Source organism: Streptomyces sp. NPDC102279 (genome assembly GCF_044766365.1).
Lineage (GTDB): Bacteria > Actinomycetota > Actinomycetes > Streptomycetales > Streptomycetaceae > Streptomyces.
Genome location: NZ_JBIWLU010000003.1, coordinates 245,621 through 257,693 on the forward strand (window position 1 = coordinate 245,621; position 12,073 = coordinate 257,693).

Consider the following 12,073-nt stretch of genomic DNA (forward strand, 5'->3'; position numbering starts at 1 on the left):
TACCGACAACAGTCTCAGAGCAGACCCCGGCCGCCCTGGCGGTCGGGGTTTTGTGTTGTCCGGGCGCTCTCCGGTTGAGGAAAGCAAGCAGACGCGTTGTCAGCGCGACTGCTGACCGTCGTACGGCCGTTCCCTTTCGGCCGCTCCCCGGGATAGCCCGGGTGCGGCCGTGGCCGAGGGGGCAGGATGGGGCCACGCCAGGGGGCTGCGACGAGGGGTGGCGCGTGATGGGGGTTCGCACGGAGAGCCGGCGTGCGAGAACGTGGCACGGCAGGGCCTTCACGGCCGCGGCGGCGATCGCGCTGTGCGGGGCGCTCACTCCCGCCGGCTGGGCCGCTGACGGCACGCCGGGCCCGTACGCCTTCGCCGAGGACGCCACCGCCGTCCCGGGCGCCGAGGGCACCACCGACTCGGCACGGCTTGGGGCAGGCCACACGTACAAGAGCTCCATAGGGCCCTCCGGCCGGGGCGGCAGGCTCTACTACCGTCTCGAACTCGACGCCGTGTCCACCGCGTACGTCTCCGCCACCGCCGTCCCCCGGCCCGGTGCGAGCGTCTCCTATTCGGACGGTCTCAAGGTCTCCCTGCAGGACGGCAACGGCCGCAACTGCTCGGCCTCCGGCAGTGCGCACTTCGGCGCCACCCAGAGTCCGCACCCCATCACAGCCTGGGCGGCACGGGAGACGGGCGGCAAGCAGTACGCCTGCCAGGCGGCCGGGACGTACTACGTGGTGGTCGAGCGCAGCGGAGCGGGCATTTCGAAGGCCTCCCCGGGGACTGCGTCGGGAGGTACGGCTGATCCGAACGGCTCGGCGTCGGGAGCGTGGGACCTGGAGATCGGCTATGTGTCGGAGCCGGGTCTGAAGGAGGCCCGCTCGACGACGGCGCCGGAAGCCTGGGACTCCGCGACCCCTGAAGCCCTCGCGGGCACCCCGCGGCGCCGCGAGGGCGGAGCCGGGTTCAGCACCGCGACCACTCTCGGGCAGGGCGTCTGGCGGGACGGCATCAGCCCGGGACAGACCCGCTTCTACAAGGTTCCGGTCGACTGGGGGCAGCAGTTCCACGCCGTCGCCGACCTGGGCAGTTCGAGCGGGGGTGACGGCTACGTGGGCACCGCCCTGGCCCTGTCGCTCTACAACCCGGTCCGCGGCTTCGTCGACGATGTCGGCTCCGGATACGACGGCGGGCAGCGATCCGCCGCGCTCGCTCCCGTTCCTCCGGTCGCCTACGAGAACCGCTACGCGCTCAGCGACCGCGTGAGCGGTATGCGGTTCGCCGGCTCCTACTACCTCGTGGTCCATCTCGCCGCGCAGGTCGCCGACCGGTTCGGTGACGGCCCGCTCGGGCTGACCCTGCGGGTCCGTGTGACCGGAGCGGCACGGTCGGGGCCCGCCTACGCGGGGCGGCCCCTGCCACGTGACGTGTTCGACGCCGCGGCCGGCGACAGCCGCACAGCGGGGGGTTCGACGGGCACAGGGAACGGCGACGGCCGAAACACCACCATGAAACTGCTCGCCGTGGGCAGCATCGGCTTGGGAAGCCTGCTGGTGCTGACGCTCGGAGCATGGACCGTGGCCGCCCGGCGGCGGCGGCCGATACGGGCTCCGTGGCCCGCATCGGAGGAGGCGGAAACGGTTCCGGCTCCCCTGCCCGCGCCGGATCCCGCGCCCTGGGGCCACGGCACACCACGGAACTGGTGACGCGCCCCAGAGAGAGCAGCCGGGGCTGGTGCCACGGCCCTTCGGATCTCTGCCGGTTCTCAGATCTGGGTCAGTGCCCAGAACCCCACCGCGAAGCAGGCCATTGCCAGCACGAGCATCGGGACCGCGATCTTCGCAGGCGGTCCCGGACGCGGTCGTGCCCGCCTTCCTCGGTGCCCCGGAGCCGCGGCTGCCGGCGGTGCGACCTGCGGAGGCGGAACCTGGGCGGATCGAGCGGTGTAAGAAGCAGTAGGGGTGTACGCGTGCTGCCGCATCGCGGCGGCCGGAGGTCCATGCCGATGGGGGAACGGCGCGTGCGGAGTCGCGGTCGGGGCGGGCTCCGACGCCGGGCGGCCGGGCGGAACGACCGCCGAAGACTGCGCCAGAGGTGGGAGCGGGACCAAGGTGGGGGGAGTGGGGGCCTCCGCCTCGCTTTTGGCCAGATGGACCGGGGACTGACGAGGTGCGTATGGGGGTTCGGCCTGCGGCTGCGGCTGCGGCTGCGGCTGCGGCTGCGGCAGGGGTTGTGGGGTTGCCCCCTGTGCCGGTGAGGAGTCGGACGCGAGGGCCGGCCTCGGCGGCGGCAGGTGGAAGCTGCCGGTGTCGGACATCGAGGAGTGGAGGGAGGGAGCGGGATCCGATCGTGCCGTAGTGGCGGCGCCGGCTTCTGGAACGCCTCCGGAATCCTCGCCCTCGGGGTCGCTGGGGGTGCCGTCCGTGGCGACGTCGGCTGGGGGGACCGGGTCTGCCTGGGGCGCGGGGCCGGCCCCCGTGCTGATGCTGTTGCTCGTACCGGTACCCGGCGGTGGGCCCGTACCGGCACCCGGCGAATGAGGAGTCCTGTCCGAAGCCGTGCCCGCGGTGCTGTCAGGCCTGTCGTCCAGGCCGGGCCCGAGATGCGCCGCAGTGCTGTCCGGGTGCCCGGGGGAGAACAGGGCCGCCGGATTCCCGCCCGTCGGCGCCGAGGCCGACCCCTTTCCGAGGGGCCCCTCCGGTCCGAAGCCCAGCGGTAGCGGACCGAGCTGGTCGAACACCTCGATGAGCTCGTCGTCGGGGCCGGGCTCCGGCAGCAGCTCGGCGGCTGCGGCGAGCGCCTTGCGCGCCCCCGTGGCGGTACGGAAGCGGGCCTGTGGATCCGGCTGGAGGAGTGTCGCCACCACCTGCCACAGGGGCTCGGGTATGCCCCGGGGGGCGGGCGGTGTGCCGTGCTCGGCGAAGTACTCGATCAACGCCTTGGCGTCCGGCTTGGCGCCTTCCAGGAGATAGAGGGCGACCAGGCCCACGGCGAACAGGTCCGCGGGGAAATCGGGCTCGGATCCCAGCATCTGCTCGGGGGCGAAGTAACCGGGCGTCCCCACCACGTAGTTGGTCTCGGTGAGCCGAGGCTCACCGAGACGCATCGCGATGCCGAAGTCGGACAGCCGCAGTCGTGGCCGGCCGGTGCCGGTGGCTTCGAGGAGCACGTTGGCGGGCTTGATGTCGCGGTGCACGACCCCTTCCGCGTGCACGGCCGCGAGGCCCGCGAGGAGTTGGTCGACCAGCGTGTGGACGAAGACCGCGGGCAGCGGACCGTAGTCGTTGATCAGGTGCACCAGGGAGCCTCCGGCGACCAGGTCCATGGTGAACAGGACCTTGTCGTCGTCGGCCGCCCAGCTCGCTGGAGCCAGCACGTGCGGATGATCGATCCGCAACGCCTGCTCCCGCACGAAGCGCAACAGGGCGTGCGCATCGCTCTGTTGGAGCACCTTGGCGGCGACATAGCGTCGCCGCCGGTGGTCCCAGGCGCGCCAGACGGCGCCGACTCCCCCGCGCCCGATCGGGTCGACCAGTTCGTACCGGCCTGCGAAGACCTCACCCATGGTCGTACGTCGCTCCCCTTCGGCGGTCGCTCCAAAGACCTCTTCCGAGGTGCCCGGCTGCCTGACGTGCGGCGGCTGGAAGGTCCTACGGGCCTCCAGTGGCCGGATGCCCGGCGGCCGGGCGGCCTGCTCAGCTCTGGTGGGACTGGTAGTGCGCGACCGCGTCCGAGGTGCGGCCGGCGCCGTAGACCCGGAGGAACTCTGCCAGTTCCGGATGGGTCGGGGCGAGGGTGTCCGCCGCATCGATGATGTCTCCGGCGGCGGCGACCGACCGCAGCAGGGACTGGATCTCACGGACCACACGCTTGACCGTCGGGGCGCCCGAACTGGTCGTGGACTGCGTGGTGTTGTTGAGCACCGATCCCCCCTGGGACTTCTTGATCTCGTCCATCCGCTCGGTCGCCTCGGCGGCGCTGACGCTGCCGTCGGCGACCTGGCCCGCCAGGTCCTGCAGGAGCTGTACGCGCTGGACCACCGCGGGATTGCCGATCTTGGCCCGCTGACCGCTCATCAGCTGCGACAGCATGGGAGCGGAGAGGCCCAGTACTCCGGCGAGACGGGCCTGGTTCAGGCCCAGGTCCTCTATGAGCCTACGGAAGAGCGCCCCCAGAGGCTCCCCGTACCAGTTCCGCTGCAGCTCCCGGGCTCTCGCGGTTGCTTCCTGCTGTGCGGCGTCCATTGCGTCTCCCCATCGCTTCCCCAAGTACCGCGGTTCGCTGTCGCGAACCACGCCGAGCATCTTACGGAGAGTGGTCGTCCACGGGGACCCCCAATCTTTTTGCGAGATACCGGGGGTGACCCGGTACTCTGGTCTGCGGCGCCCGTCGGCAGGTGGTTCCTGTGGCCGGACGCTCCCCTTACGGGGCCTTAGCTCAGTTGGTAGAGCGCTGTCTTTGCATGGCAGATGTCAGGGGTTCGACTCCCCTAGGCTCCACAACCCGGACCGGCCAGACGCCCTCAGTGGCGTCTGGCCGGTCTTTTGCGTATCCCGCTTTCACCGACCCGCAGGGCCGGCGAGCGGCGCCTTCCGGGTGGAATCCAGGGCACCGAAAAGGGGGACGATGAACTGCGTCACCCGAATTCTCTTTGCAGTCGTTGCGTTTCTTTGCGCAAACATGAACTGAAGGAGGGGTGCGCGCGGTGGCCCTACAGGCGTCGGCGACACGGCCTCGGCAGGGCGGTCGACGGTCGAGCCCCTGTGTGAGCTGGCGCGCAGCAGGTCGCGTAGCCGTCCGGGTGCAGCCCGTCAACAACATCTCCACGGATGCTGCACACGAAGACCGTTGCAAATGTCATCGCGATCGGGGCCGGTGAAAATGGTCCGCGGTGACCCTGTCGTCGTTCCACGTGAAACATCGCCGCGGGGCAGGAGACCCTCAAGTCTCCTGCCCCGCGGCGATGTTGTGAGTCGGTCGGGCTCAGCGCAGGTCGTCGCGCTCGGCCGCCTCTTCCTGTGCTTCCTTGACCTGTACCTCGGGGTCCAGATCGGACTGGCCACTGCCGTCGACCGACGTCAGGCGCCCGGTCTCGGGCACCTCGGTCGCGGCCGGCGGCTCGACCAGCCAGTCGGGGTTGGCCTGCTTGTCCCACCACTTCCAGGCGGCGAAAGCGCCGCCCGCCAGGATCCCCAGGACGGCCAGCCCCTTCACGAGGCGACCTGCCCTCGCCCGCCGCTCGTGCTTGCGGACCAGCTTCTGGATCTCCTTCGGCGACACCTGACCGCGCAGCGCGGCGATGGCCGCCGCACCACGGGACGCGGCTTCCTCACCGACGGGCTGGGCGGCTGCCACCGCCTGCTCGATCTTCGGCTTGGAATAGACGGCGGCCTGTCGGGCCGCCTTCCGGGTGCGCACGGCCGCTTCTTGCGCGGCCTGGTCGACCTTCGGCGGAACATGCGTGCGGGCTTGCTCAAGGCGCGGCGCGAGATGGGCGTCGTACTGCACGCGGGCCTGCTCGGCGGCCTGCGTCACTTTCGGCGCCAGCCGTACGCGTGCTTCGGTCGCGTAGTAAGCAGCCCTGTCCTTGGCGGTGTCGGCGTAAGGCGCCACCACTTCCGCGGCGTGCAGCACGCTGTCCTTCGCCGAGCCGGTCGCGGCGCGCACGCTGTCGATGCGGGTCACGGGTTTCCTCCTCCTCGGTGGCGTACGTCGGGGGTTCGGGTACCCCCAAAGACACACAGTTCACCTTTCCACCCCTACGGGGATCATGCCCGTCTGACGGGGCCGGGGCATGTGAGGACGGGCATCCGTGTCAGGGGTGCTGAGTCCCGGGGCGACGGGCCCACCTCAGCCGGTCAGGTGTCGATCACATGAGATAGCGGAAAATACGGGCAACGGGAGCTTGTCGTCGACAATGCCACGGATCGCCGCCCCTCGCCCCCGTCCCGGAAGTACTCGGCCTGTTTTCTGCAAGCCCGATGCGCGGATGCCCGCCCGGCGGTGGCGGACGGGCGCCGGGGGTCCTTGGCCGTGCGAGGATCGGTCAGTCAAAAGAAGGCAACGGAAGGCAGATCGTGGCCGAGCAGCTTTACGCCACCCTGAAGACCAACCAAGGCGACATCGAGATCCGGCTCCTGCCGAACCACGCGCCCAAGACGGTCCGGAACTTCGTCGAGCTCGCCAAGGGTGAGCGTGAGTGGGTCAACCCGGAGACGGGTGCGAAGTCGACCGACAAGCTGTACGACGGCACGGTCTTCCACCGGGTGATCAGCGGCTTCATGATCCAGGGCGGCGACCCTCTCGGCAACGGCACCGGCGGCCCCGGCTACCAGTTCGAGGACGAGTTCCACCCGGACCTGTCCTTCAACAAGCCCTACCTGCTCGCCATGGCCAACGCCGGCCCGGGCACGAACGGCTCGCAGTTCTTCGTCACCGTCTCCCCGACGGCCTGGCTGACCCGCAAGCACACCATCTTCGGCGAGATCACGGACACGGCCAGCCAGAAGGTCGTGGACGCCATCGCCGCCACGCAGACCAACCCGCGCACCGACCGCCCGGTCAACGACGTCGTCATCGAGTCGGTCGTCGTCGAGACCCGCGAGGGCTGAGCCCGCCTGGCCCGCGCCGCGAGGCGCGAAGACTCGGGGCAGGGCAGCCCCGGCTTCGACCGCTCAGGCGGGGAACCAAACGCCCCGTTCATCCGTAAGGATGGACGGGGCGGCGCGTTGTGCGCACGGACCTGTGGTGAGCGTGTGCGAGCCGCCGTACGGAGATTGAGGGGACCCCATGGACCAGCCGCCCGGCAACCCGCAGGGGCCGCGGGACCAGGGATCGCAGGACGCCCACGACCTGCCCGCCTGCTACCGGCACCCGGACCGCGAGACCGGGGTGCGCTGCACCCGCTGCGAGCGTCCGATCTGCCCGGAGTGCATGGTCAGTGCCTCCGTCGGCTTCCAGTGCCCCGATTGCATCCGCGGCGGCTCCGGCACCGGGCACGCCCCGGCAGCCACGCAGCCCCGGACCATCGCGGGCGGCACGATCGCCCGGGATCCGCGGCTCGCGACGAAGGTTCTGATCGGGCTCAACGTCGCGTTGTACGTGGTCCAACAGGTGGCGGGCGACACCTTCACCGACCGCTTCACCCTCTTCGGCCGGGCCTTCCTCGCCGGAGACATCCAGGGCGTGGCCGAAGGCCAGTGGTACCGGATGCTGACGTCGATGTTCCTGCACGGCAGCCCGATCCACATCATCTTCAACATGCTCAGCCTGTGGTGGCTCGGCGGCCCCCTGGAGGCTGCCCTCGGCCGCGCTCGCTATCTCGCCCTTTACTTCATCTCGGGCCTCGCGGGCAGCGCGCTCTGTTATTTGCTCGCCGCGCCCAACCAGCCGTCGCTCGGTGCCTCGGGGGCGATCTTCGGCCTGTTCGGAGCGACGGCGGTCCTGATGCGCCGGCTCAACTACGACATGCGCCCGGTCATCGCCCTTCTGGTGATCAACCTGATCTTCACCTTCGGCTGGAGCGGTATCGCCTGGCAGGCGCATATCGGTGGTCTGGTCGCCGGTGTTGTGGTCGGGTACGCGATGGTGCACGCACCGCGTGAGCGCAGGAACCTCGTCCAGTACGGGGTGTGCGCACTCTTCCTGGTCGTCGTCGTGGGGACGACGCTGCTGAGGACCGCTCAGCTCACCTGAGGAGGGCTTCGGCTCAGGTGAGAGGTGATGTTGTCCACAGACTGTGGCGGATCTTGTGCACGCTGTGTGGGAACAGCTGTGCCCCCTGTCGCTGACCTGAGTTTCCGCAGGTCGGACAGGGGGCGAACAGGTTTACGGATCCCGGTAGGTCAGTCACACCGGCGTCAACCGCTGATGAGTTATCCACAGATCGTCTTTCTTTTCCACCTGTGGACAACTGCTGTGGATAACTCAGTGGATAGCCGTGGGCAGAGCTGGTGCCCGACTGCTCACCTGTGAGTGGAAGCAGTCACTTCCACTGCGTGGAGACACCGAATCCGGCCGCGATGAAGCCGAAGCCGACCACGATGTTCCAGTTGTCGAGCGCGTCGATCGGCAGCGAGCCGTCTGTCACGTAGAAAACGACGATCCAGGCGAGGCCGATGAGGAACATGGCCAGCATGACCGGGGCGACCCAGGTGTTGCTGGTCAGCTTGATGGTGGACGCCTGCTTCGCCGGGGGCGGCGTGTAGTCGGCCTTCTTGCGGATACGTGACTTCGGCACGAGGGTCTCTCCTGTCGATGCGCTGCGTGGCCGCGCAGGGAACTGGGGCGGGCTCCGGGGCAGCGTACAAGGGGACACTGAGTGCTCCCCCGGGCGTCCGTTAGCGTAGTGCTTCCGCGGCGCCTAAGGAGATAAGGGTACGTTGAGCAATTCTGCCGACTCCCCCGGGACGGGTCCCAGTCCTGCCGGAAAGCGCCGTTTCCGGCCCGTACGCGTACTCACGGCGGCCGTCTTCGCCCTGGCCGGGCTCATCTTCTTCACGAGCTTCGACACGGCCAAGGGCACGAACATCCGGACGGACACCTCCCTGCTGAAGCTCTCCGACCTGATCCAGGAGCGCAGCCACAAGAACGCGACGCTGGACGAGTCCAACGGAGCCCTGCGTGACGACGTGGACTCCCTCGCCGGCCGTGAGGACGGCAGCAGCGAGGCCGAGGACGCCAAGCTCGCCGCCCTGGAGCAGCACGCGGGCACCAAGAAGCTCAAGGGCAAGGCCGTCACGGTCACGCTCAACGACGCTCCGCCGAACGCCACGGCCAAGCTGCCCGGCTACCCCGAGCCGCAGCCCGACTACCTCGTCATCCACCAGCAGGACCTCCAAGCCGTGGTGAACGCCCTCTGGCAGGGCGGCGCCGAGGGCATCAAGGTCATGGACCAGCGGCTGATCTCCACGAGCGCCGTGCGCTGCGTGGGCAACACCCTGATCCTCCAGGGCCGCGTCTACTCGCCCCCGTACAAGATCACCGCGATCGGTGATCCGAAGAAGCTGCAGAACGCGCTCGCCGCTTCCTCGGCGATCCAGAACTACATGGTCTACGTCAACGTCTACGGGCTCGGCTGGAAAGTCGACGAGGACGGGACGGTGACTCTTCCCGGGTACTCGGGCACAGTGGATCTCCACTACGCGAAGCCCGTGGAGTAACCGCGCGCCATCGCGGAGCAGAGGGCGAAGCGTATTGAGCGAGCTGCCGCCGGGGGGACCTTGTGTCGGTGCGAGTGGTCGTCAGGACCATCAGTGAGCTGTGCATCACCGTGGGCAGCGTGATCGTGCTGTTCGTGGTCTACGTGCTCTTCTGGACGGGCGTGAAGGCCGACAGCGCGATGGACCACCAGATCGACGTTCTCCAGAAACAGTGGTCGAAGGGCGCGGTCACCCGGAATCCGACCGTTCCCGGGGATCCCACCGTCTCCCCGGCGCCCTCCGGATCCGCCGGTTCCCCGGGGGCCCAGGCCGGCGCCGCCTCCGCGACTCCGAAAGAGCCGGGACCGTACAAGTACGGCGGCCCTTTCGCGGTCATGTACATCCCCCGGCTTGGTTTCACGTGGAACAAGCCCGTGCTCGAAGGCACCGCCACGAACGTCCTGAAGAAGGGGCTCGGTCACTACCGGGGTACCGCCCAGCTCGGCCAGGAGGGCAACTTCTCCGTCGCCGGCCACCGGCGCACGTACGGCGACCCTTTCAAGGACTTTCCCAGGCTGCGGCGCGGGGACGCGGTGGTGCTCACCGACGGGACGACCTGGTTCACGTATCGGATCGACAAAGGCCCCTACAAAACCGTGCCGTCGGACATTGAGGTGATCGACCCTGTGCCACGTAAATCCGGGTACACGCGGCCGGGGCGCTATCTCACGCTGACCACGTGCGATCCGGAGTGGGGTCACAGTCACCGGTTGATCGTCTGGGCGCACCTCGATTCCACGCAGCCCGTGGAGGCAGGGAAACCGGCGGCTCTGCGCCGTTAGTCTGTTGACGTACGGCGACGGAAGGGACGGCATGTACGGCTGGATCTGGCGGCATCTGCCGGGGACCGTGTGGGTGAAGGCCCTGGTCTCCCTCGTGCTCGTCCTGGCAGTGGTCTACGTGCTGTTCCAGTACGTCTTCCCCTGGGCCGAACCGCTGCTGCCCTTCAATGATGTGACGGTGGACAACCAGTGAGCACGCGCATCCTCGTCGTGGACAACTACGACAGCTTCGTCTTCAACCTGGTCCAGTACCTCTACCAGTTGGGCGCCGAGTGCGAGGTGCTGCGCAACGACGAGGTGTCGACCGCGCACGCACAGGACGGCTTCGACGGCGTTCTCCTGTCCCCGGGGCCGGGCGCTCCCGAGCAGGCCGGCGTCTGCATCGACATGGTCCGGCACTGCGCAGCCACCGGGGTTCCCGTCTTCGGCGTCTGTCTCGGGATGCAGTCGATGCAGGTGGCGTACGGCGGTGTCGTCGACCGGGCCCCCGAGCTGCTGCACGGCAAGACCTCACTCGTGGAGCACCACGGAAAGGGCGTCTTCGCCGGTCTGCCGTCGCCGTTCACCGCGACCCGCTACCACTCCCTGGCGGCCGAGCCGGAGACGGTCCCGGCCGAACTGGAGGTCACGGCCCGCACGCACGACGGCATCGTCATGGGCCTCAGACACCGCGAACTTCCCGTCGAGGGTGTGCAGTTCCACCCCGAGTCGGTACTCACCGAGCACGGCCACCGGATGCTCGCCAACTGGCTGCACGAATGCGGTGACAAGGTCGCCGTGGCGAGGTCGGCGGGGCTCGCCCCGGTGGTGGGCAGGGCCACGGCGTGACCGCGCTGCGCCCCGAGCGCGACAGCTCCTCCTACGGCGGCCGGGCCGCGTACGGGGGCGCCGACGCGTTCGAGGGTGCGGGCACCCAGGCCTTCCGCGGCGCGGACGCCTTCCAGACCGCGGTCGGAGGGTTCGCCGACCCGCTGACGGACCCCTTGCCCGGTCAAGCACAGAGCCAGACCCCACCACAGGGGCACGCCCAGGCCCACGGCAGTGCCCAGGGGTACGGCCCGGACGGATTCGCGCTCCAGTGGTCCTCCGGGCAGCCGCCGGCACCGCAGCACGCGCGGACCGCCCCGACCTCCCAGCCCTCCCCGTCGTCCTACGAGGAAGCGGTCGCCGCGCTCCCCTTGGACGACGAGACCGTCGCGCTGCGGCTGGCCGATCTGCCGAGAACGGGCGACGGAAGCGCGCCCGGGTCCGCCGGGGCCGCGGTACCCGGGGGCCGTGCGGCCCGCCGTAAGGCTGCCAGGCGCCGCGGACGGCACGGGGGCACTCAGGAGCACCAAGAGCCCCAGGAGTCCGCTCAGGGGGCCGCTGAGGCCCCTCTGAGCCGGATGGAGGCCCGACGGGCGGCTCAGGCGCGCAAGCCCAGCGCGGGCGTCCTCATGAGCCGGATGATCGGCGAGGTGTTCATCACCACCGGCGTCCTCATGCTGCTGTTCGTGACCTACCAGCTGTGGTGGTCGAACGTGCGGGCGCACCAGCAGGCGGGCAGCGCCGCTCACCACCTTCAGCAGGACTGGGCGGAGGGCAAGCGGAACCCGGGGACGTTCTCGCCCGGGCAGGGCTTCGCCATCCTGCACATCCCGAAGCTGGACGTCGTCGCGCCGATCGCCGAAGGAATCAGCAAGACGCAGGTGCTCGACCGCGGGATGGTCGGCCACTACGGCGAGGGTGATCTCAAGACGGCGATGCCGGACGCCAAGACGGGCAACTTCGCGCTCGCCGGGCACCGCAACACCCACGGGGAACCGTTCCGCTACATCAACCGGCTCCAGCCGGGCGACGAGATCGTGGTCGAGACGCAGGACGACTACTACGTCTACAAGATGTCGTCGATCCTTCCGGTCACGAGTCCGAGCAACACGAGTGTGCTCGACCCGGTCCCCAAGGGGTCGGGCTTCACGGCGCCGGGCCGCTACATCACACTGACCACCTGCACACCGGAGTTCACCAGTAAGTACCGGATGATCGTCTGGGGCAAGATGGTCGAGGACCGGCCACGCAGCAAGGGAAAACCGGACGCGCTGGTCGGCTGACGGCGTA

Annotated in this window: 12 protein-coding genes and 1 tRNA gene; 9 read left to right on the forward strand and 4 right to left on the reverse strand. The window is 69.3% G+C overall.

Going from position 1 to position 12,073, the window contains the following annotated elements; genetic code table 11:
- Positions 1-227: 227 nt before the first annotated feature.
- A complete protein-coding gene (locus tag ACIRQH_RS07895) occupies positions 228-1,700 on the forward strand; it encodes a hypothetical protein (RefSeq protein ID WP_404224720.1) in 1,473 nt (490 codons plus the stop codon).
- Positions 1,701-1,759: 59 nt separating this feature from the next.
- On the opposite strand, the gene ACIRQH_RS07900 is transcribed toward ACIRQH_RS07895, so the two are convergent.
- A complete protein-coding gene (locus tag ACIRQH_RS07900; RefSeq protein ID WP_404224722.1) occupies positions 1,760-3,559 on the reverse strand; it encodes a protein kinase in 1,800 nt (599 codons plus the stop codon).
- A 130-nt stretch (positions 3,560-3,689) separates the two neighbouring features.
- Positions 3,690-4,238, reverse strand: a complete 549-nt coding sequence (locus ACIRQH_RS07905; protein ID WP_358816853.1) for a helix-turn-helix domain-containing protein — start codon at positions 4,236-4,238, stop codon at positions 3,690-3,692.
- Positions 4,239-4,420: 182 nt separating this feature from the next.
- On the opposite strand from ACIRQH_RS07905, the gene ACIRQH_RS07910 reads away from it, so the two are divergent.
- Positions 4,421-4,493 (forward strand) — tRNA-Ala (locus ACIRQH_RS07910).
- Between the two features lie 484 nt (positions 4,494-4,977).
- Here ACIRQH_RS07910 and ACIRQH_RS07915 read toward each other — a convergent pair.
- On the reverse strand, positions 4,978-5,679 hold the full coding sequence (locus ACIRQH_RS07915; protein WP_358816854.1) for a DUF5324 family protein: 702 nt from the start codon (positions 5,677-5,679) through the stop codon (positions 4,978-4,980).
- A gap of 392 nt (positions 5,680-6,071) precedes the next feature.
- On the opposite strand from ACIRQH_RS07915, the gene ACIRQH_RS07920 reads away from it, so the two are divergent.
- Entirely contained in the window at positions 6,072-6,605 is a 534-nt protein-coding gene (locus ACIRQH_RS07920) for a peptidylprolyl isomerase (RefSeq protein ID WP_358816855.1), read from the forward strand.
- Between the two features lie 178 nt (positions 6,606-6,783).
- Complete coding sequence (locus tag ACIRQH_RS07925) at positions 6,784-7,689, forward strand: rhomboid family intramembrane serine protease (RefSeq protein WP_388868325.1); 906 nt, start codon at positions 6,784-6,786, stop codon at positions 7,687-7,689.
- 289 nt (positions 7,690-7,978) lie between these two features.
- On the opposite strand, the gene crgA is transcribed toward ACIRQH_RS07925, so the two are convergent.
- Positions 7,979-8,233, reverse strand: a complete 255-nt coding sequence (gene crgA / locus ACIRQH_RS07930) for a cell division protein CrgA (protein WP_081218355.1) — start codon at positions 8,231-8,233, stop codon at positions 7,979-7,981.
- 142 nt (positions 8,234-8,375) lie between these two features.
- Here crgA and ACIRQH_RS07935 point away from each other — a divergent pair, with 142 nt between their 5' ends.
- The 5 genes from ACIRQH_RS07935 to ACIRQH_RS07955 all read left to right on the forward strand — a co-directional run bounded on the left by ACIRQH_RS07935 (position 8,376) and on the right by ACIRQH_RS07955 (position 12,066).
- The gene (locus ACIRQH_RS07935) at positions 8,376-9,155 is read left to right on the forward strand and encodes a DUF881 domain-containing protein (RefSeq protein WP_358816857.1); all 780 of its coding nucleotides are present in this window, start codon (positions 8,376-8,378) and stop codon (positions 9,153-9,155) included.
- A 68-nt stretch (positions 9,156-9,223) separates the two neighbouring features.
- Positions 9,224-9,976 (forward strand): class E sortase, encoded by a 753-nt coding sequence (locus tag ACIRQH_RS07940; RefSeq protein WP_358816858.1) that lies wholly within the window; start codon positions 9,224-9,226, stop codon positions 9,974-9,976.
- Between the two features lie 31 nt (positions 9,977-10,007).
- On the forward strand, positions 10,008-10,169 hold the full coding sequence (locus ACIRQH_RS07945; protein ID WP_107482591.1) for a hypothetical protein: 162 nt from the start codon (positions 10,008-10,010) through the stop codon (positions 10,167-10,169).
- Positions 10,166-10,804 carry an aminodeoxychorismate/anthranilate synthase component II gene (locus ACIRQH_RS07950; protein WP_355873320.1) on the forward strand — a complete coding sequence of 213 codons (639 nt, stop codon included), beginning with the start codon at positions 10,166-10,168 and terminating at the stop codon, positions 10,802-10,804. The genes ACIRQH_RS07945 and ACIRQH_RS07950 overlap by 4 nt, the downstream gene beginning before the upstream one ends.
- On the forward strand, positions 10,801-12,066 hold the full coding sequence (locus ACIRQH_RS07955) for a class E sortase (protein WP_404224725.1): 1,266 nt from the start codon (positions 10,801-10,803) through the stop codon (positions 12,064-12,066). The genes ACIRQH_RS07950 and ACIRQH_RS07955 overlap by 4 nt, the downstream gene beginning before the upstream one ends.
- Positions 12,067-12,073 lie beyond the last annotated feature (7 nt).

What these genes read in the sequence shown, in the direction of transcription:
- ACIRQH_RS07905 (WP_358816853.1), bottom strand. Translation starts at nt 4,238, where the DNA reads ATGGACGCCGCACAGCAGGAAGCAACCGCGAGAGCCCGGGAGCTGCAG.
- ACIRQH_RS07900 (WP_404224722.1), bottom strand. Translation starts at nt 3,559, where the DNA reads ATGGGTGAGGTCTTCGCAGGCCGGTACGAACTGGTCGACCCGATCGGG.
- ACIRQH_RS07895 (WP_404224720.1), top strand. Translation starts at nt 228, where the DNA reads ATGGGGGTTCGCACGGAGAGCCGGCGTGCGAGAACGTGGCACGGCAGG.
- ACIRQH_RS07925 (WP_388868325.1), top strand. Translation starts at nt 6,784, where the DNA reads ATGGACCAGCCGCCCGGCAACCCGCAGGGGCCGCGGGACCAGGGATCG.
- ACIRQH_RS07945 (WP_107482591.1), top strand. Translation starts at nt 10,008, where the DNA reads ATGTACGGCTGGATCTGGCGGCATCTGCCGGGGACCGTGTGGGTGAAG.